Raw genomic sequence first — 16,843 nt, forward strand, 5'->3', positions numbered from 1 at the left:
ACTATACATAGCTCAGCGCTTTATCATGCTCGCCGACAATATATTTTCTTAACTTTTTTGTGAAGTGGACATGTAGTATGGTGCCTAAGGTTATCCATAGCAAAATAAGCTCAGTGAGAGGCAGCATGACATATACAAATGTTTTTTCCTTCGGATAAACTTTTATCGAATTAGTCAGGTAACGCTGGCCTTCTTGCGTAAGAAAGAGATCGCAAATCCCTTTCTTTACTTCTGGTGATGGTAAGATACTTTGAGTGGCAACTCGGGTAATGTTCGAGGTACATTCGGCTTTACGCATATTCCACTTGCTTCTGGCAATAATGTTTGCCTGCCAGGCTGAATCGCGAGAAATATAAAAATATTCTCCGGTAGGCTTCCAGATAAGAAGGGCGTGCTCACCGGGAGTCTTAGCAGTGCGGATAACTACCGGAGCAGAAAAGCAAAAGGAACCGATAAAGAATAAAGCAAAGACACAAGGTAGGAACTTATCAAGTCTTTTGGTTTCAGGTATCTTTTTTGTCGAAAGTGGGATCATAAAAAAACGTAATAAGGAAGAAGGTATACCTGCATTTTCGAAAGTTTTAGCTTCTCCTTCACGCGGTTTTACAAGCTTGCTTTTTATATTAATTAGGAGTTTAAATACTGTCCCGATGGCTGTTACCAGCGTGATAATTGTCGCAACCGGCGCATTGGTAAACTCTGTGCTTATCATCGCTGTAATCGAATGCATTTTTCTGAATCCTGTGCGTGCTTGCTGTTTTTTATTATCTTATTTTGAACAGATATGACATGATTTGCAATAGTTGTGAAGAGTACATTGGCGTTATTATTTGTATGTTGGGCTATAACTTGATGAGATTATGATATATGTGAAATTATACCAGAAAACGAGTGCATGCCTTTGTGGCATAATGATGAAGCGATGTCTTTTCTTCGTCATCGAATTAATACAGAGTGAAAGAAGAGAAAATAAAATCTGCTAATTATGTGCCTGCCCACTTAAAAAGTAGGAATGAATTAATATCGCTAAAGGAGTTGATGTCGGGGCAAGCTGCAGCTGGTCAGCAACCGCTTTGGTAACCTTTGGTCTCAGGATAGGGAGAATGGGATGCATGACAAGGTTGTCGGCATGTGTGCTGCCTTACATCCAGTTAGCCCGTTGATAGAACCAAAGTGTGGCTGGAGTCTGGGATGGGGCTTCGTAAAACTCAAATACCGCGCTGTCAGGAATTTCACCCAACAAAAAACCCATCAACCTTGAACCAAGATGGCGGGGTTGATGGGCTCCACAAAATGGGGACATCAAAGAAAAGCAGTGGCACTAATTGAGACTGATGCTTTTTCGAAAAGTTCGCGCCATCTGCAAAATTTCTCGTTTTTTTATGTGCCGGGCCAGATGATGACGATAAGCGTACCGGCAAGCGTCAGCAGCACGTTGGCTATCGCATAGGTGCCCGCGTAGCCGAGCGCCGGGATATTGCTGCGCGCGGTATCGCTGATGATCTCCATCGCAGGTGCGCAGGTGCGTGCGCCCATCATCGCGCCAAACAGCAGCGCGCGGTTCATGCGCAGCACATACGCGCCGAACAGGAAGCAAATCACCACCGGCAGCAGGCTCACTATCAAACCCGCAAACAGCATCTGGCCGCCCACAGCGCCGAGGCCGTGGCCGATGCCGCTGCCCGCGCTCAGGCCCACGCCCGCCATAAACACCATCAGGCCAAACTCTTTCACCATCATCAGCGCGCCCTGCGGGATATAGCCGAACGTCGGGTGGTTGGCGCGCAGGAAGCCGAGCATGATCCCGGCGAACAGCAGACCGGCGGCGTTACCGATACCGAAGCTGAACGAGCTGAACTGGAAAGTGATCATCCCGATCATCAGGCCGACAATAAAGAAGGCGCAGAAGGCGAGAAGGTCCGTTACCTGGCTGTGGATGGAGATAAACCCGATACGGTCGGCGATGGTTTTCACGCGTCGTGCGTCGCCGCTCACCTGTAAGACGTCGCCTTTGTTAAGGACGATGTTGTCGTCAATCGGCATCTCAATCTGGCTGCGGATGACGCGGTTTAAGAAGCAGCCGTGGTCGGTGAGCTTGAGCTGGCCGAGACGGCGGCCCACCACGTTGTGGTTTTTGACCACGATTTCTTCAGTGACGATGCGCATGTCGAGCAGATCGCGGTCGAACACCTCTTTACCGTTGCGAAAGCTCGGGTCGAGGCGCGCGTGGGCATCCGGGTAGCCTACCAGCGCAATCTCATCGCCCATCTGCAAGACCGCGTCGCCGTCCGGGCTCGCGAGAATGCCGTTGCGGCGAATACGCTCGATGTAACAGCCGGTCTGACGGTAAATGCCGAGTTCACGCAAATTTTTGCCATCGGCCCAGGCGACCAGCTCCGGCCCCACGCGATAGGCGCGGATAACCGGCAGATAGACTTTGCGGTTGGCGTCGGTGTCGAGACCGCGCTCGCGCGCAATCTGCTGGGCGCTGGTTTGCAGATCCTGGTGCTGGAGTTTCGGCAGGTAGCGCGCCCCGAAAATCAGGCTTACCAGCCCGATAAGGTACGTCAGCGCATAGCCGAGGCTCAGGTGATCCAGCGCCTGGGCAAGCTGTGCGCCTTCCATACCAGCGTGGCGTAATGTGTCGCCCGCGCCCACCAGCACGGGGGTGGAGGTCATTGAACCCGCCAGCATCCCGGCGGTCAGGCCGATATCCCAGCCGAACGCGCGGCCAAGCCCGAGCGCAATGAGCAGAGCGCTGCCGACCATGACCAGCGCCAGCATCAGATAATTCTTACCGTCGCGAAAGAAAATAGAAAAAAAGTTAGGGCCGGCTTCGACACCGACGCAAAAAATAAACAGCATAAAGCCGAGGTTAAGCGCGTCGGTGTTAATCGAAAAATGCTGCTGGCCTAATAATAATGAAACGACTAAAACGCCAATGGAATTACCCAGTTGCACAGAACCCAGGCGTAATTTACCAAGACACAGGCCGAGCGCCAGCACCACAAATAATAACAGGATGTAATTCCCGTTTAACAAATCTGCGACGTTTATATTCACGGAGGCTAACTTCTTGTTTACCAGTAAGTTGTTGAAAAGGAGAGGCTTCTGGGCTAGGATTTTGCTTATGTTTTACCGGAAGTGCGCTTTTTCCGGAGCCATTATTTCGTCTGCATAAGCTTTTAGCCGCCGCTAGTTTAATCGTTATGAATAGTATCGGCCAGCAAGAATATTCTATTACCCGCAGTTAATTATGAGGCACGGACTGCCGCCATGCTTTATCTGACTAAACATCCGCACCGGCGGAGAGGAGATCAGGTTGATACAGGCACTATCAGGGGGATATTTGTTGATGCGACGTCATAGCCGGGCTGCGACCGCCTGCTGTTTTATTCTGTTTCTGGCGTTATTCATGGCACAAAAAATGGTACCGGGTACGTTCGCGCCAGGTGCCGGATCGATGGATCTGGGGATTTTATCTTTTATGCTGCCTGGCGCTGTGGCGGGTGTTTGCGCCAGACGGGGCCGTGAACTTAAGCCGCTGGCAGGCGCGCTTATCGCCGCGCCGCTCTGCCTGGTGCTTTTGCATCTGTGGGGCGGGGAAGCGCGCTCCTTCTGGCAGGAGCTGGCGTGGATTTTCAGCGCGCTGTTCTGGTGCTCTATCGGCTCGCTCTGCTGGTTGTTCCTGCTTACGCTGCGCCATCGCGGGGATAGCAGACGCCGGCTGTAACGGCCGGTTTCATTTTCGTTTCTTAACGCAACGTTCCGTTAACCGCCATCTGGCGCATTACGATTATACTGATGTGTTTTGGGCAAGCTTTCGCTTGCTTTTCAACACACCAGGAATAAGGAAAACGTGATGACGCCAACGATTGAGCTGCTTTGCTCGCACCGTTCCATTCGCCATTATACCGATGAGCCCATCAGCGACGCCCAGCGTGAAGCGATTATCCACGCGGCGCAGTCCGCCTCAAGCTCCAGTTTCCTGCAGTGCAGCTCCATTATTCGTGTAACCGACCGCGCGATGCGTGAGCAACTGGTGACGCTGACCGGCGGCCAGCCGCACGTCGCGAAAGCCGCCGAGTTCTGGGTTTTCTGCGCCGATTTCAACCGTCATCTGCAAATCTGCCCGGATGCGCAACTGGGGCTGGCTGAACAGCTTTTGCTCGGCGTGGTAGATACCGCGATGCTTGGACAAAACGCGCTGGTCGCGGCGGAATCGCTTGGTCTCGGCGGGGTTTACATCGGCGGTATTCGTAACAGCATTGAAGCGGTCACAGAACTGTTAGGCCTGCCGAAACATGTGCTGCCGCTGTTTGGCCTGTGCCTCGGCTGGCCGGCGGACAATCCGCAGGTGAAACCGCGTATGCCTGCGGGCCTGATGGTGCACGAAAACCGCTACCAGCCGGTCGACCGTGAACTGCTTGCTGAATATGACGAAGAGATAGCCGACTACTATCTGCATCGCGACAGCAACGCCCGCCGCGACACCTGGAGCGATCAGATCCGCCGCACCATCATTAAAGAGAACCGTCCGTTTATTCTCGACTATCTGCACAAGCAGGGCTGGGCGACACGCTAAGCCTTTTTACACTCCCCCGCCCGCGCGGGGGCGTGTATGATAGGCCGGTTTTCACGACGTGTTCAGAGAGGTGCAGGGTGAAAATCGCCATTTTGTCCCGGGACGGTACGCTCTATTCTTGTAAACGCCTGCGCGAAGCCGCCACGCGGCGCGGCCATCAGGTGGAAATTCTCGATCCGCTTTCCTGTTATATGACCATCAACCCTGCGGCGTCCTGCGTGCATTATAAAGGCCGTCAGCTGCCGCATTTCGATGCGGTGATCCCGCGCATTGGCTCTGCCATCACCTTTTACGGCACCGCCGCGCTGCGCCAGTTCGAAATGCTTGGCAGTTATCCGCTGAATGAATCGGTCGCCATTACCCGCGCGCGCGATAAGCTGCGCTCGCTGCAGCTGCTGGCGCGTCAGGGCATCGATTTGCCCATCACCGGCATTGCCCATTCGCCGGACGACACCAGCGATCTTATCGATATGGTGGGCGGCGCGCCGCTGGTGGTGAAACTGGTGGAAGGCACGCAAGGCATCGGCGTGGTGCTGGCCGAAACCCGCCAGGCGGCCGAAAGCGTGATTGACGCCTTTCGCGGGCTCAACGCCCATATCCTCGTGCAGGAATATATTAAAGAGGCCAGAGGGCGCGATATCCGTTGTCTGGTGGTGGGTGACCGCGTGGTTGCCGCCATTGAGCGCCAGGCGAAAGAGGGCGATTTCCGCTCGAATCTGCACCGCGGCGGCGTGGCACGTATTGCGGAGATTAGCGAGCGCGAGCGCGACATCGCGATTAAAGCCGCCGCCACGCTCGGGCTTGATGTCGCAGGCGTCGATATTCTGCGCGCCGACCGCGGCCCGCTGGTGATGGAAGTCAACGCCTCGCCGGGCCTGGAAGGCATTGAGAAAACCACCGGTATGGATATCGCCGGGCAGATGATCAACTGGATCGAGCGTCACGCGCGCCCAGACTACTGCCTCAAAACCGGTGGTTAAGCCGGCATCATGGTATAACGCCCGTTTTTTGCGTAAGCTATCCGATTGACATGTTTGTTGACTAAGAGGCTACAGGTTTTATGGATTCACTCGTCGTCCCGACGCTGGACACCCTGCGCCGCTGGCTCGATAACCTCGGCGTGAGCTTTTTCGAGTGTGATACCTGCCAGGCGCTCCATCTTCCCCATATGCAGAATTTCGAAGGCGTATTCGACGCCAAGATAGATCTGGTGGACAACGTGGTGATGTTTTCCGCGATGGCGGAAATCAAGCCCTCGGCGCTGCTGACGGTCGCCGCCGATCTCTCAGCCATTAATGCCGGTTCGTTGACCTTAAAGGCTTTTCTCGATATTCAGGATGATAACCTGCCGAAGCTGGTCGTCTGTCAGACGCTGCTCGTGGAAATGGGCGTGACGGTGGCACAGTTTGAAGCGTTTTACCGTCAGAGCGAACAGCAGACCTCGATGGTGCTTATGGAAGCGCGCGCGCATCACCTGATTTATACCCCCGAAGAGGATGAAAAAGGGGAACCCGAAGTGAATAACCATTTTCTTCACTGATCCCGCCTGCTTTTAGCGCAGTCGCCACCAGGGCGGCTGCGTATTTCCCGTTTTTATCCTGTAAATAAACTGTTGCGATAGCATAAATCACCGCTCACATCGCTATTTTGGCTTATCAGATAGACCAAATCTGGCTAAAAAATTGTTAAATGGCGTTTTTTATTCCGGGCTATAGCCTCGGGGTCAGGCTACAGTTATCCTTGCGAAGCTGCATACAGCGTGCAATGTCTGCCGGAGAGCCGCGCTCTTTTTTCTGTGCAGAATGACCATCTATGCATGAATCTTGCATATGTTTAATTGCGTAAATTTAGTTCGCGCCGACGCGAACTTTTACCCTTTATTCAGAAGGAAAACAGATATGTCCACCCAGAGTAAAAAATGGTTATCGGGTGTGGTTGCCGGTGCGTTGATGGCCGTTTCTGCGACGACCCTGGCGGCTGAACAGAAAACGCTGCATGTGTATAACTGGTCAGACTATATTGCCCCGGACACGATCGCGAATTTCACTAAAGAGACCGGCATTAAAGTCGTCTATGACGTGTTCGATTCCAACGAAGTGCTGGAAGGCAAACTGATGGCGGGCAGCACCGGTTTTGACCTCGTCGTGCCGTCCGCAAGCTTCCTTGAGCGCCAGCTCACCGCCGGCGTGTTCCAGCCGCTTGATAAGAGCAAACTGCCGAACTGGAAAAATCTCGATCCGGAAATCCTCAAGCTGGTGGCGAAGCACGACCCTGATAACAAATACGCGATGCCTTACCTGTGGGCGACCACCGGCATCGGCTATAACGTGGACAAAGTGAAAGCCGCGCTCGGCACCGATGCCCCGCTGAACAGCTGGGATCTGGTGCTGAAACCGGAAAACCTTGAAAAACTGAAAAGCTGCGGCGTCTCCTTCCTGGATGCCCCGGAAGAAATTTTCGCGACCGTGCTGAATTACCTCGGAAAAGATCCGAACAGCAGCAAAGCGGATGACTACAGCGGTGCGGCGACCGATCTGCTGCTGAAGCTGCGTCCGAATATCCGTTACTTCCACTCCTCCCAGTACATCAACGATCTGGCGAACGGCGACATCTGTGTGGCGATCGGCTGGGCGGGCGATGTGTGGCAGGCGGCGAACCGCGCGAAAGAGGCGAAGAACGGCGTCAATATCTCTTACACCATCCCGAAAGAAGGCGCGCTGGCGTTCTTTGACGTCTTCGCGATGCCGGCGGACGCCAAAAACAAAGACGAAGCGTACCAGTTCCTCAACTACCTGATGCGCCCGGACGTCATGGCACACATCAGCGACCACGTCTACTACGCGAGCGGCAACAAAGCTTCCACGCCGCTGGTGAGCAAAGAGGTGCGCGACAATCCGGGCATCTACCCGCCGCCGGACGTGATGGCCAAACTCTTCACGCTCAAAGTGCAGGAGCCGAAGCTGGATCGCGTCAGAACCCGCGCCTGGACCAAAGTGAAAAGCGGTAAATAAGGCCGTTTTACCGTAAACGGTGTGCATCGGGGCGGTGCAACTGCCCCATAACAGAACAGAGGACACGCGCCTCTGTTCTGCCATTTGTGCGGCAACCGGGCCGCACAGGTACTTTTGCTTTTTGCCGGAGAGCAATGTAGTGAACGACGCTATTCCCCGCCCACAGGCGAAACCCCGCAAGGCGCTGACCCCGCTGCTGGAAATCCGTAACCTGACCAAATCGTTCGACGGCCAGCACGCCGTCGATGACGTCAGCCTGACCATCTATAAAGGCGAAATTTTCGCGCTGCTCGGTGCCTCCGGGTGCGGAAAATCAACGCTTCTGCGCATGCTCGCGGGCTTTGAAATTCCCACCGCCGGGCAGATTGTGCTGGACGGCGTGGATCTCTCCCACGTGCCGCCGTACCAGCGCCCCATCAATATGATGTTCCAGTCCTACGCGCTCTTTCCGCATATGACGGTTGAGCAGAATATCGCTTTCGGCCTGAAACAGGACAAACTGCCGAAGGCGGAGATAGCAGGCCGCGTCGAAGAGATGCTGGGCCTGGTGCATATGCAGGAATTCGCGAAGCGTAAGCCGCACCAGCTTTCCGGCGGCCAGCGGCAGCGCGTGGCGCTGGCCCGAAGCCTCGCCAAACGCCCGAAACTGCTGCTGCTCGACGAGCCGATGGGCGCGCTCGATAAAAAGCTGCGCGACCGTATGCAGCTTGAAGTCGTCGATATTCTTGAGCGCGTCGGCGTGACCTGCGTGATGGTGACGCACGATCAGGAAGAGGCGATGACGATGGCAGGCCGCATCGCCATCATGAACCGCGGCAAGTTTGTGCAAATCGGTGAGCCGGAAGAGATTTACGAGCATCCCTCCACCCGCTACAGCGCGGAGTTTATCGGCTCGGTGAACGTCTTCGACGGGCTGCTGCGCGAGCGTCGCGACGACGGATTAATCATCGACGCGCCGGGGCTGGTGCATCCGCTGAAAGTGGATCCGGACGCCTCAGTGGTGGACGGCGTACCGGTTCACGTCGCGCTGCGCCCGGAGAAAGTGATGCTCTGCGACGAGCCGCCCGCCGATGGCTTTAACTTTGGCGTGGGTGAAGTGGTGCATATCGCCTATCTCGGCGATCTCTCTATCTACCACGTGCGCCTGCACAGCGGGCAGATGATCAGCGCGCAGTTGCAGAACGCGCACCGCTACCGCAAAGGCGCGCCCACCTGGGGTGATGAAGTCCGCCTGTGCTGGGACGCGGACAGCTGCGTTGTGCTGACGGTGTAAGGAGCGACAGATGAGCACTATTGAACGTCAAAGCGAGCCGCCGTCCGCCGCGCCCGGCGGTTTCCGGCTCTGGCTCGCGCGCCTGCAAATGGCGCATGGCCGTAAGCTTGTGGTCGCGCTGCCTTATCTGTGGCTGATCCTGCTGTTTATGCTGCCGTTTTTGATCGTCTTCAAGATTAGCCTTGCAGAGATGGCGCGGGCGATCCCGCCGTACACCGATCTGGTGAGCTGGGCGGACGATCAATTATCGGTGACGCTGAATATCGGCAACTTCCTGCAACTGACCGACGATCCGCTCTATTTCGAGGCGTATTTGCAGTCGTTACAGGTGGCGGCTGTCTCCACGCTGTTCTGTCTGCTGCTCGGCTATCCGCTCGCCTGGGCGGTGGCGCACAGCAAGCCGTCGACGCGTAATATCCTGCTGCTGCTGGTGATCCTGCCATCGTGGACGTCGTTTCTTATCCGCGTTTACGCCTGGATGGGCATCCTTAAAGAGAACGGCGTGCTGAATAACGTGCTGTTGTGGCTCGGGGTTATCGATCAGCCGCTCACCATCCTGCATACCAATCTCGCGGTTTACATCGGGATTGTGTACGCGTATCTGCCGTTTATGGTGCTGCCAATCTACACCGCGCTAACCCGCATCGACTACTCGCTGGTCGAGGCGTCGCTCGATCTGGGCGCGCGTCCGCTGAAAACCTTCTTTAGCATCATCGTGCCGCTGACCAAAGGCGGGATCATCGCGGGCTCGATGCTGGTGTTTATCCCGGCGGTAGGGGAGTTCGTTATCCCGGAACTGCTCGGCGGGCCGGACAGCATCATGATAGGCCGCGTGCTCTGGCAAGAGTTCTTTAATAACCGCGACTGGCCGGTGGCCTCGGCGGTGGCGATCACCATGCTGGTGGTGCTGATTGTGCCCATCATGTGGTTCCACAAATATCAGAACAAAACGATGGGAGACCATGCATGAATAATCTGCCTGTGGTGCGCTCCCCGTGGCGCATTCTGATTTTGATTCTCGGTTTTACGTTTCTCTACGCGCCGATGCTGATGCTGGTGGTCTATTCGTTTAACAGTTCGAAACTGGTGACGGTGTGGGCGGGCTGGTCGACCCGCTGGTACGGCGAGCTGTTTCACGATTCGGCGATGATTAACGCCGTGGGGCTGAGCCTGACGATTGCCGCCTGTGCAGCGACAATGGCGGTGGTGCTGGGCACCATCGCGGCGGTGGTGATGGTGCGTTTCGGGCGCTTTCGCGGCTCCAATGGGTTCGCGTTCATGCTGACCGCGCCGCTGGTCATGCCGGATGTGATAACCGGCCTGTCGCTGCTGCTGCTCTTTGTGGCGCTCGGCCATGCGATCGGCTGGCCGTCCGATCGCGGGATGCTCACCATCTGGCTGGCGCACGTCACGTTCTGTACCGCGTATGTGTCGGTGGTGATAAGCTCGCGGCTGCGTGAACTGGACCGCTCGATAGAAGAGGCGGCGATGGATCTCGGGGCAACGCCACTGAAAGTGTTTTTTGTCATAACGCTGCCGATGATCATGCCAGCCGTGATTTCCGGCTGGCTGCTCGCCTTTACGCTCTCGCTTGATGACCTTGTTATCGCAAGCTTTGTGTCGGGCCCGGGGGCCACGACGCTGCCGATGCTGGTCTTCTCCAGCGTTCGTATGGGCGTCAACCCGGAGATCAACGCGCTGGCGTCGATTATCCTTGGCGTGGTTGGTGTTATCGGTCTGATCGCCTGGTTTTTTATGGCGCGGGCAGAAAAGCAGCGACTGCGCGATGTCCAGCGTGCAAGGCGTAGCTGAACCGCCTAAAATCTGCAATCATGTGCACCCGGCGCCGCGCACGACGCGGCGCTGTTTCCGCGCACGACGCGGCGCTGTTTCACAGGGAAGGCGAGATTTGGACATTTTCAGCAAAGCGCGACAATCACACGCCCGAATGAACGCTCCTACGCTGGTACAGGTGGCGGCGATAGGCATTATTTCTACGCGCTGTCTGGATCTGCTGATGATTTTCAATCTGCTGGGCGTGCGCGGCGTGATGGATTTTATCCACCGCAGCGTGCAGACCTGGAGCCTGACGCTGATTTTCTTCGCAAGCCTCGTTTTACTCTGTATCGAATTCCGCTGCGCGTTTGTGATCCTCAAGGGCCGCGCCTGGGGCCGCTGGGTCTTTCTGCTTACCCAGATTATCGCGACCGGCTATCTGTGGGCGGCCTCGCTCGGCTGGGGATACCCGGAGCTGTTCAGTATCGCAGGCGGCTCGCGGCGCGAAATTTTCCATTCGCTGGTGATGCAAAAGCTGCCGGATCTGCTGGTGCTGGCGCTGCTGTTTATTCCCGCCCGCAGCCGACGCTTTTTCCGGCTACAGTAACCCTGCGGCGTGATAGAATCGCCGGTCCGCGTTTTTCTTAAGGTTTTTAGCTATGCACTGCGCACTCTATGACGCCGGGCGCTGCCGCTCCTGTCAGTGGATTGAACAGCCCCTCGACACCCAACTTGCCGCCAAAATGACCGACCTGCGAACGCTGCTGGCAGCGCTGCCCGTGGGGGAGTGGGGCGCGCCGGTAAGCGGGCCGGAGCTGGCGTTTCGCAATAAAGCGAAAATGGTAGTGAGCGGGAGCGTGGAAAAACCGCTGCTCGGCATGCTGCATCGCGACGGCACGCCGGTGGATTTGACCGAATGCCCGCTCTATCCGGCGTCGTTTTACGCTGTGTTTGCGGCGCTGAAGCCGTTTATCGCCCGCGCGGGGCTGACGCCGTACAACGTCGCCCGCAAACGCGGCGAGCTGAAATATCTGCTGCTGACGCAAAGTACGCTCGACGGCGGGCTGATGCTGCGTTTTGTGCTGCGCTCGAAGGAGAAACTTGAGCAACTGCGCGCCGCGCTGCCTGGGCTGCTGGCGGAATTGCCGCAGCTTAAGGTCGTGACCGCCAATATTCAGCCGGTGCATATGGCGATTATGGAAGGCGACGAGGAGATTTGGCTGACGCAACAGCAGGCGCTCGCGGAAAGCTTCAACGGCGTGCCGCTGTGGATCCGTCCGCAGAGCTTTTTCCAGACCAACCCGACGGTCGCGAGCGCCCTGTACGCCACGGCGCGCGACTGGGTGCGCGCGCTGCCGGTGAATCATATGTGGGATCTGTTTTGCGGCGTCGGGGGCTTCGGGCTGCACTGCGCCACGCCGGAGATGACGCTGACCGGCATCGAAATCGCGCCGGAAGCGATTGCGAGCGCTCGCGCGTCGGCGCAGGCACTGGGGCTTCGCAACGTGCATTTTCAGGCGCTGGATTCGACCGATTTCGCGACCGGCCAGCAGGCGGTGCCTGACCTCGTTCTCGTGAACCCGCCGCGGCGCGGTATCGGGAAGGCGTTGTGTGAGTATCTGAGCCGTATGGCGCCGCGTTATATTGTTTATTCAAGCTGTAACGCGCAGACGATGGCGAAAGACATCGGCGAGTTGCCGGGCTATCGCATCGCGCGCGTGCAGCTGTTTGATATGTTTCCGCATACGGCGCATTACGAGGTGTTGACGCTGCTGGTGCGGGAGTAAACACCGTTTTTTTGAGTGGTGGGTGCGCTGAGCAGGCCCATTCGAAGTTGTAGGGCGGGTAAGCGAAGCGCACCCGCCACGCGCTTACCAGTAAAGCTTCCAGCTTTGCGACAGCCGCGTCAGCGCTTCCATATAAAAATAATCGCCCCAGCTGCAACACTCATCCACACCTTTGTTGCTCGCCAGATGATAAACGGAATGCTTCAACAGACCGTTGCAGGCGTCTTCCGGTTTGGCCAGATAATCACGCGTTAGCGACGTAAAAATATGCAGCGCCCATGCCTCGCAGATGACACGATCCGGGTCTGTCACGGGTAAATGTTTGATAAGCTCCAGCAGCCCGCACACGGTAATCGCGGCGGCGGACGAATCGCGCAGCGCGTCGGTGCCCTGAAGCGCCAGATCCCAGTGGCACACGCCATCTTCCGGCAGACGGTTCACGAAATAGCTCGCAAGCTTCTTCGACAACCCGACCATCCGCGTATCGCCCGTATAACGGTAGCTCAACAGAAATCCGTAAATGCCCCACGCCTGCCCGCGAGACCAGCACGAATCATCGGCATACCCCTGCTGCGTATTGCCAAAGCGCGGTTCGCCGGTCACCGGATTCATATAATAGGTATGCCAGGTGGAAGCGTCCGAGCGCACCAGATAGCGCGCCGCCTGGTTCACATGCGCCTGCGCCGCCGCCGCGAAACGCCCGTCGCCGGTCTGCTCGCTCGCCCACCACAGCAGCGGCAGGTTCATATTGCAGTCGATAATCATCCGCCCGGCCTGCGCCGGATCGTCCAGATCGCCCCACGCCTGAATTATCTGCGCCTTCGGGTGATAGCGCTCAAGCAGCGCCTCGGCGGCCAGCAGCGCGAAACCACGCGCCTCCCGGCAGGCGTTCAGCCGCCAGTCCGCTACGCAGGAGAGCGTATACAGAAAACCAAGATCGTGCGTGTTGGTATCGCGACGTCCGGCGATACGCTCGCCGAACGAGCGCACCTGGCGCTGCGCAGTGACGCGGAAAGTTTCATCGCCGGAAAGCTCCCACGCGAGCCACAGCTGCCCGGTCCAGAAACTGGTGGTCCACTCGACATTGTCGGTCAGCGGATAGTAGCCCTTCACACAGGTTTCGGCAGGGAAACGATCGCCGAAAGCGGACAGATTCTGGCGCAGGCGCGCCAGTACGGCTTCACGCGTCTGCCCCAGCGTCTCGCGAAGCGACGCCAGCGAGGGCGTAGCGGGCGGATGGTTAAACGGTTCACGGGCAACGGATTGCAGCATAACGACTCCTGTAATGTTAATTTTTTACCGCCGCCGCGGCGTGTGCGGCACCGTCACGTTTGCTCTGACAGGCGGAAAGGGTAAAGGCGGAAATCAGCGTAAAGGTGAGGGCGATAGCGCCCATCAGGATGTAGGTCTGCTCAAAGCCGATGCGGTCGTAGAGATAGCCGGCGGGTGACGAGACCACCACGTTGCCGACATACAGCATCGCCTGGTAGCCCAGCAGATACATGGTGGCGTTGACGCGTTTATCGAAATGCTCGGCGATATACTTGAACACCGACACCAGCAGCAGGCAGATCTCCAGCCCGTACAACGGCTTCAGCACGGAAATCAGCAGGTGGGAATCGCACAGCCCCGAGATAATCAGGCGTGCGCCGACGACGAGGCCGACAATCAGCAGCCCTTTTTTGGCACCCATATAGTTCACGAATACCGGAATGACCATATACATCACAAATTCCATGCCGGACTGCACGGTGCCGAGATAACCAAAGACCGCGTTTCCCTCCTGCACGTCGTCAAAGAAGGTGACGAAGTAGCGCGAGAACTGCTGCTCAGCGATAAACATCATCCACGCCACGCCCGCCACATACAGGCAGAACGCCCAGAATTTACGGCTGCGCAGCAGTTCATAAACATCGCTCATGGCGATTTTCTGCTTCGAGAGCACTTCACTGGCGCGTGTGGTCGCAGTGTTGACCTTCAGGCTCAGCAGCACGCCCAGCATGACCAGCGACGCCGCGCTGCCGAGGATAAAGTTATACGCCGGGGAGAGGTTAAACAGCAGGCCGGAGAATGACGAGGCGACCGCCCAGCCGAGCGAGCCCCACATGCGTATCTGCCCGAATTCCATGCCGTTCAGGCGGCTGTAGCGATCGGTGTAGGATTCACAAGCCGCGACGCCGGCATACCACGCGAAGCTTAAATAAATCGCTCCGACGATAATTCCGGCCAGCGTGTTCGAGACCAGCAGCGGCTGATAGACATAGATAAAAAATGGTGCCATCAGCGCCGACATACCCACCACGAAATAGAGCAGGTATTTGCTCATGCCGATTTTATCGAGGATGTAGCCGTAAACGGGTTTGAGGATCACCGAGAAAATGCCGTTCACGGCAAACACCGTTCCGATCACCGAACCGCTCAGGTGCGTTTTCTGCCCGAGCCAGATAGCCAGCAGACCGATACTGGCAGACCAGGTAAAAAAGTAGAGAAAGATAAAACTACTGATTTTCACATATTCCGCTTTATTGGCAGCAGTGATGTTCTTCATGGCGTCCTCTCAGGGGTTTATTTATTGTTGTAGAGCGGGAAGCGGCGCGTCGTGCCGTCCGACGCGCGCAGGAGCAGGGCATCGGTTTCAAGGGTGATTTCGGGGGCCAGTGGCAGCGTGTCCAGCGCGCCGATAACCCCGGCCACCGCGCTGCACATCCAGCTTTCGCCTGCCGCAACGGCGCCCGTAAGGCAAGGGATGGCGGCGCACTCAGCGAACATCACGCTGCTGTTGGGCGGCGTAATCACATGCTCTGCCTGGCGCGTGTGTGCTGGCGCGAGATCGACGATGACGCTGGTGCCATAGGTCGCTTCAATCGCGCAGCGGTGTGCAGAGGCGATAACACGCGTCGTCTGCGCTTGCCAGAGGGTGGCGAATCCGCCTTCAATGCTGTGCAGGTCACGACCGCTCTGGATTTGGTGGATGCGAAGGTGCCACGGGCCGTAAGGGATAAGCCAGGTAGCGATATGAACGTCGCGCCACGGCGACCACCGCGAGAAAATATGGTCCGGCGCGGTGACGACCTCGTCGCACTCCCGTCGGCCCCGGTAGTAGCCGTCGTTTTCGCACAGCAGCAGCATGGAATCGCAGGCGGCGTGTTTGATGCCATAGCGACCACGCTCAATGGTGAAACCGAAATGGCTGGAGTAAGCGAATTTGGTGTATTTGGCTTCAGTATTCACATAGTTATTCAGCTCCACCTGGCCTGCGGTGAGCAGCCAGGTGTGGCGTGAATGTTCGCTATGAGCAAGTATCTGTGAGGCTTCGGGAATGGCGCGAATCTCATCGTGGAGCGGCAGCGGCGCTTCCTGCGCCTGCCAGAAAGGGCTTTCTTGCGCCATCGCCAGCACCAGAAACACTTTCAACGCCCAGTAGGGTGAGCCGGGCGAGTTATAGTCTTCGCACATCGCGAGATTCGGGCAGGCGTAACCGAGGGTGAGAATATCGTCGCGATCGAGGACTGGCTTATCCATCCACCAGCGCAGGTGGCGCAGCACAATGCCTTTCACCACGCCTGGCGTAAACACATCGAGCCCGGAGAACGCCACCGCGCTCCAGAACGCCACCATCGCAAAACGGTAAGTGAGGCTGCGGCCAAACGGAATGGACGCGCCGTCGGCGGCGGAAAACCAGATGAAATCGCCAGCAAACCGGCGTGCGCGCTCGCGAAGCGTCGCGGCGCGTTCGGCGTCGTCCTCTGCCATCAGCGTGGCGTAGACCAGCCCGTAAAAGTGGAACGCCATGGAGATATAGTAATCTTTCGGACGGCCCGGGCCATCGGCGTACCAGCCGTTGCCGAGGTAATACGCCTCCATGCGCGCGAAACGCGCCTCCAGCACCTCACGCCGCCACGGTAGTCCCGCGCGTTTAAAGCCCAGTTCCACGAGTATCGCGAAATAGTTCCAGTTACTGTCGGGCATGGAGGCGTCGCCAGCCTGGCGCAGCCACTGGTAAAGGTTATTCAGCTCGCGCTCGCTAAAGCATGCGGTGAGTTTCTCCTGCAGCAGCGCGAGTCCCAGACCGTAAGCGGCCATCTCCACCAGCCGCTGATCGTAAGGACCGGTTTCGCCCCAGTAGCCGGAGTGCTGCGGATCGGTGCCGTGGCGAATGGCCGTCAGGTATTTTTCCGCTTCCGGCGGCGTGTCACCGCCCGCCATTAACGGGAAGAGTCCCCACAGCGCGCGCGATAATCCCTCCATCCGCGCGATGTCCGGGCCGTAGTGTGCGCAGGTTTCGCCAAGGGTGATGCCGGTATCGCCTGCGGCGAACTGCTTATCCAGCCCGCGCAGCAGACGCATCAGGAGCGCGGCCACATCGCTGCGTGAGGATAGCGGGTTTTTTGGCGTTTTTTCGGCTGACATG

General features: G+C 57.2%; 15 protein-coding genes. 10 read left to right on the top strand and 5 right to left on the bottom strand.

Annotation, left to right across the window (positions count from 1 at the left end; translation table 11 throughout):
• Position 1: 1 nt before the first annotated feature.
• Both G9X48_RS01860 and G9X48_RS01870 read right to left on the bottom strand, forming a co-directional pair.
• Positions 2-730, bottom strand: coding sequence for a DUF6216 family protein (locus tag G9X48_RS01860; RefSeq protein WP_097640739.1), 729 nt, complete (start codon positions 728-730; stop codon positions 2-4).
• Positions 731-1,380: 650 nt separating this feature from the next.
• Positions 1,381-3,063: an aspartate:alanine antiporter gene (locus tag G9X48_RS01870; protein ID WP_004385782.1), complete on the bottom strand. Its 1,683-nt coding sequence runs from the start codon at positions 3,061-3,063 to the stop codon at positions 1,381-1,383.
• A gap of 292 nt (positions 3,064-3,355) precedes the next feature.
• Here G9X48_RS01870 and ybjM point away from each other — a divergent pair, with 292 nt between their 5' ends.
• The 10 genes from ybjM to rlmC all read left to right on the top strand — a co-directional run bounded on the left by ybjM (position 3,356) and on the right by rlmC (position 12,432).
• Positions 3,356-3,733 carry an inner membrane protein YbjM gene (ybjM, locus tag G9X48_RS01875; protein WP_029464064.1) on the top strand — a complete coding sequence of 126 codons (378 nt, stop codon included), beginning with the start codon at positions 3,356-3,358 and terminating at the stop codon, positions 3,731-3,733.
• A 129-nt stretch (positions 3,734-3,862) separates the two neighbouring features.
• A complete protein-coding gene (nfsA, locus tag G9X48_RS01880; protein ID WP_007848889.1) occupies positions 3,863-4,585 on the top strand; it encodes an oxygen-insensitive NADPH nitroreductase in 723 nt (240 codons plus the stop codon).
• A gap of 77 nt (positions 4,586-4,662) precedes the next feature.
• Positions 4,663-5,565, top strand: a complete 903-nt coding sequence (gene rimK / locus G9X48_RS01885) for a 30S ribosomal protein S6--L-glutamate ligase (RefSeq protein ID WP_007901351.1) — start codon at positions 4,663-4,665, stop codon at positions 5,563-5,565.
• 80 nt (positions 5,566-5,645) lie between these two features.
• Positions 5,646-6,125, top strand: coding sequence for a YbjN domain-containing protein (locus tag G9X48_RS01890; RefSeq protein WP_004385778.1), 480 nt, complete (start codon positions 5,646-5,648; stop codon positions 6,123-6,125).
• A gap of 358 nt (positions 6,126-6,483) precedes the next feature.
• Positions 6,484-7,596, top strand: coding sequence for a spermidine/putrescine ABC transporter substrate-binding protein PotF (gene potF / locus G9X48_RS01895; RefSeq protein WP_007707336.1), 1,113 nt, complete (start codon positions 6,484-6,486; stop codon positions 7,594-7,596).
• Between the two features lie 139 nt (positions 7,597-7,735).
• Entirely contained in the window at positions 7,736-8,869 is a 1,134-nt protein-coding gene (gene potG, locus G9X48_RS01900) for a putrescine ABC transporter ATP-binding subunit PotG (RefSeq protein ID WP_097640740.1), read from the top strand.
• Positions 8,870-8,879: 10 nt separating this feature from the next.
• Positions 8,880-9,839, top strand: coding sequence for a putrescine ABC transporter permease PotH (potH, locus tag G9X48_RS01905; protein WP_012125240.1), 960 nt, complete (start codon positions 8,880-8,882; stop codon positions 9,837-9,839).
• The gene (gene potI, locus G9X48_RS01910) at positions 9,836-10,681 is read left to right on the top strand and encodes a putrescine ABC transporter permease PotI (protein WP_014729236.1); all 846 of its coding nucleotides are present in this window, start codon (positions 9,836-9,838) and stop codon (positions 10,679-10,681) included. The genes potH and potI overlap by 4 nt, the downstream gene beginning before the upstream one ends.
• Positions 10,682-10,817: 136 nt before the next feature.
• Positions 10,818-11,252, top strand: coding sequence for a YbjO family protein (locus G9X48_RS01915; RefSeq protein ID WP_023899071.1), 435 nt, complete (start codon positions 10,818-10,820; stop codon positions 11,250-11,252).
• A gap of 52 nt (positions 11,253-11,304) precedes the next feature.
• Complete coding sequence (rlmC, locus tag G9X48_RS01920) at positions 11,305-12,432, top strand: 23S rRNA (uracil(747)-C(5))-methyltransferase RlmC (RefSeq protein WP_097640741.1); 1,128 nt, start codon at positions 11,305-11,307, stop codon at positions 12,430-12,432.
• A gap of 84 nt (positions 12,433-12,516) precedes the next feature.
• On the opposite strand, the gene G9X48_RS01925 is transcribed toward rlmC, so the two are convergent.
• The 3 genes from G9X48_RS01925 to G9X48_RS01935 are packed head-to-tail and all read right to left on the bottom strand — an operon-like array spanning position 12,517 to position 16,842.
• Complete coding sequence (locus G9X48_RS01925) at positions 12,517-13,704, bottom strand: glycoside hydrolase family 88 protein (RefSeq protein WP_097640742.1); 1,188 nt, start codon at positions 13,702-13,704, stop codon at positions 12,517-12,519.
• Between the two features lie 16 nt (positions 13,705-13,720).
• Positions 13,721-14,980, bottom strand: a complete 1,260-nt coding sequence (locus tag G9X48_RS01930) for an oligosaccharide MFS transporter (RefSeq protein WP_007848905.1) — start codon at positions 14,978-14,980, stop codon at positions 13,721-13,723.
• A gap of 17 nt (positions 14,981-14,997) precedes the next feature.
• Positions 14,998-16,842, bottom strand: a complete 1,845-nt coding sequence (locus tag G9X48_RS01935) for a DUF2264 domain-containing protein (protein ID WP_097640743.1) — start codon at positions 16,840-16,842, stop codon at positions 14,998-15,000.
• Position 16,843: the final 1 nt, after the last annotated feature.

Origin of the sequence: Cronobacter sp. HA18006 (assembly GCF_011605445.1) — a bacterium.
Classification (GTDB): Bacteria; Pseudomonadota; Gammaproteobacteria; order Enterobacterales; family Enterobacteriaceae; genus Cronobacter; species Cronobacter sakazakii.

Excerpts from the sequence above, each read along its gene's own strand:
- G9X48_RS01860 (WP_097640739.1), bottom strand. The coding sequence starts at position 730 with ATGCATTCGATTACAGCGATGATAAGCACAGAGTTTACCAATGCGCCG.
- ybjM (WP_029464064.1), top strand. The coding sequence starts at position 3,356 with ATGCGACGTCATAGCCGGGCTGCGACCGCCTGCTGTTTTATTCTGTTT.
- nfsA (WP_007848889.1), top strand. The coding sequence starts at position 3,863 with ATGACGCCAACGATTGAGCTGCTTTGCTCGCACCGTTCCATTCGCCAT.
- G9X48_RS01890 (WP_004385778.1), top strand. The coding sequence starts at position 5,646 with ATGGATTCACTCGTCGTCCCGACGCTGGACACCCTGCGCCGCTGGCTC.
- potF (WP_007707336.1), top strand. The coding sequence starts at position 6,484 with ATGTCCACCCAGAGTAAAAAATGGTTATCGGGTGTGGTTGCCGGTGCG.
- potH (WP_012125240.1), top strand. The coding sequence starts at position 8,880 with ATGAGCACTATTGAACGTCAAAGCGAGCCGCCGTCCGCCGCGCCCGGC.
- potI (WP_014729236.1), top strand. The coding sequence starts at position 9,836 with ATGAATAATCTGCCTGTGGTGCGCTCCCCGTGGCGCATTCTGATTTTG.
- G9X48_RS01915 (WP_023899071.1), top strand. The coding sequence starts at position 10,818 with ATGAACGCTCCTACGCTGGTACAGGTGGCGGCGATAGGCATTATTTCT.
- rlmC (WP_097640741.1), top strand. The coding sequence starts at position 11,305 with ATGCACTGCGCACTCTATGACGCCGGGCGCTGCCGCTCCTGTCAGTGG.
- G9X48_RS01925 (WP_097640742.1), bottom strand. The coding sequence starts at position 13,704 with ATGCTGCAATCCGTTGCCCGTGAACCGTTTAACCATCCGCCCGCTACG.
- G9X48_RS01930 (WP_007848905.1), bottom strand. The coding sequence starts at position 14,980 with ATGAAGAACATCACTGCTGCCAATAAAGCGGAATATGTGAAAATCAGT.
- G9X48_RS01935 (WP_097640743.1), bottom strand. The coding sequence starts at position 16,842 with ATGTCAGCCGAAAAAACGCCAAAAAACCCGCTATCCTCACGCAGCGAT.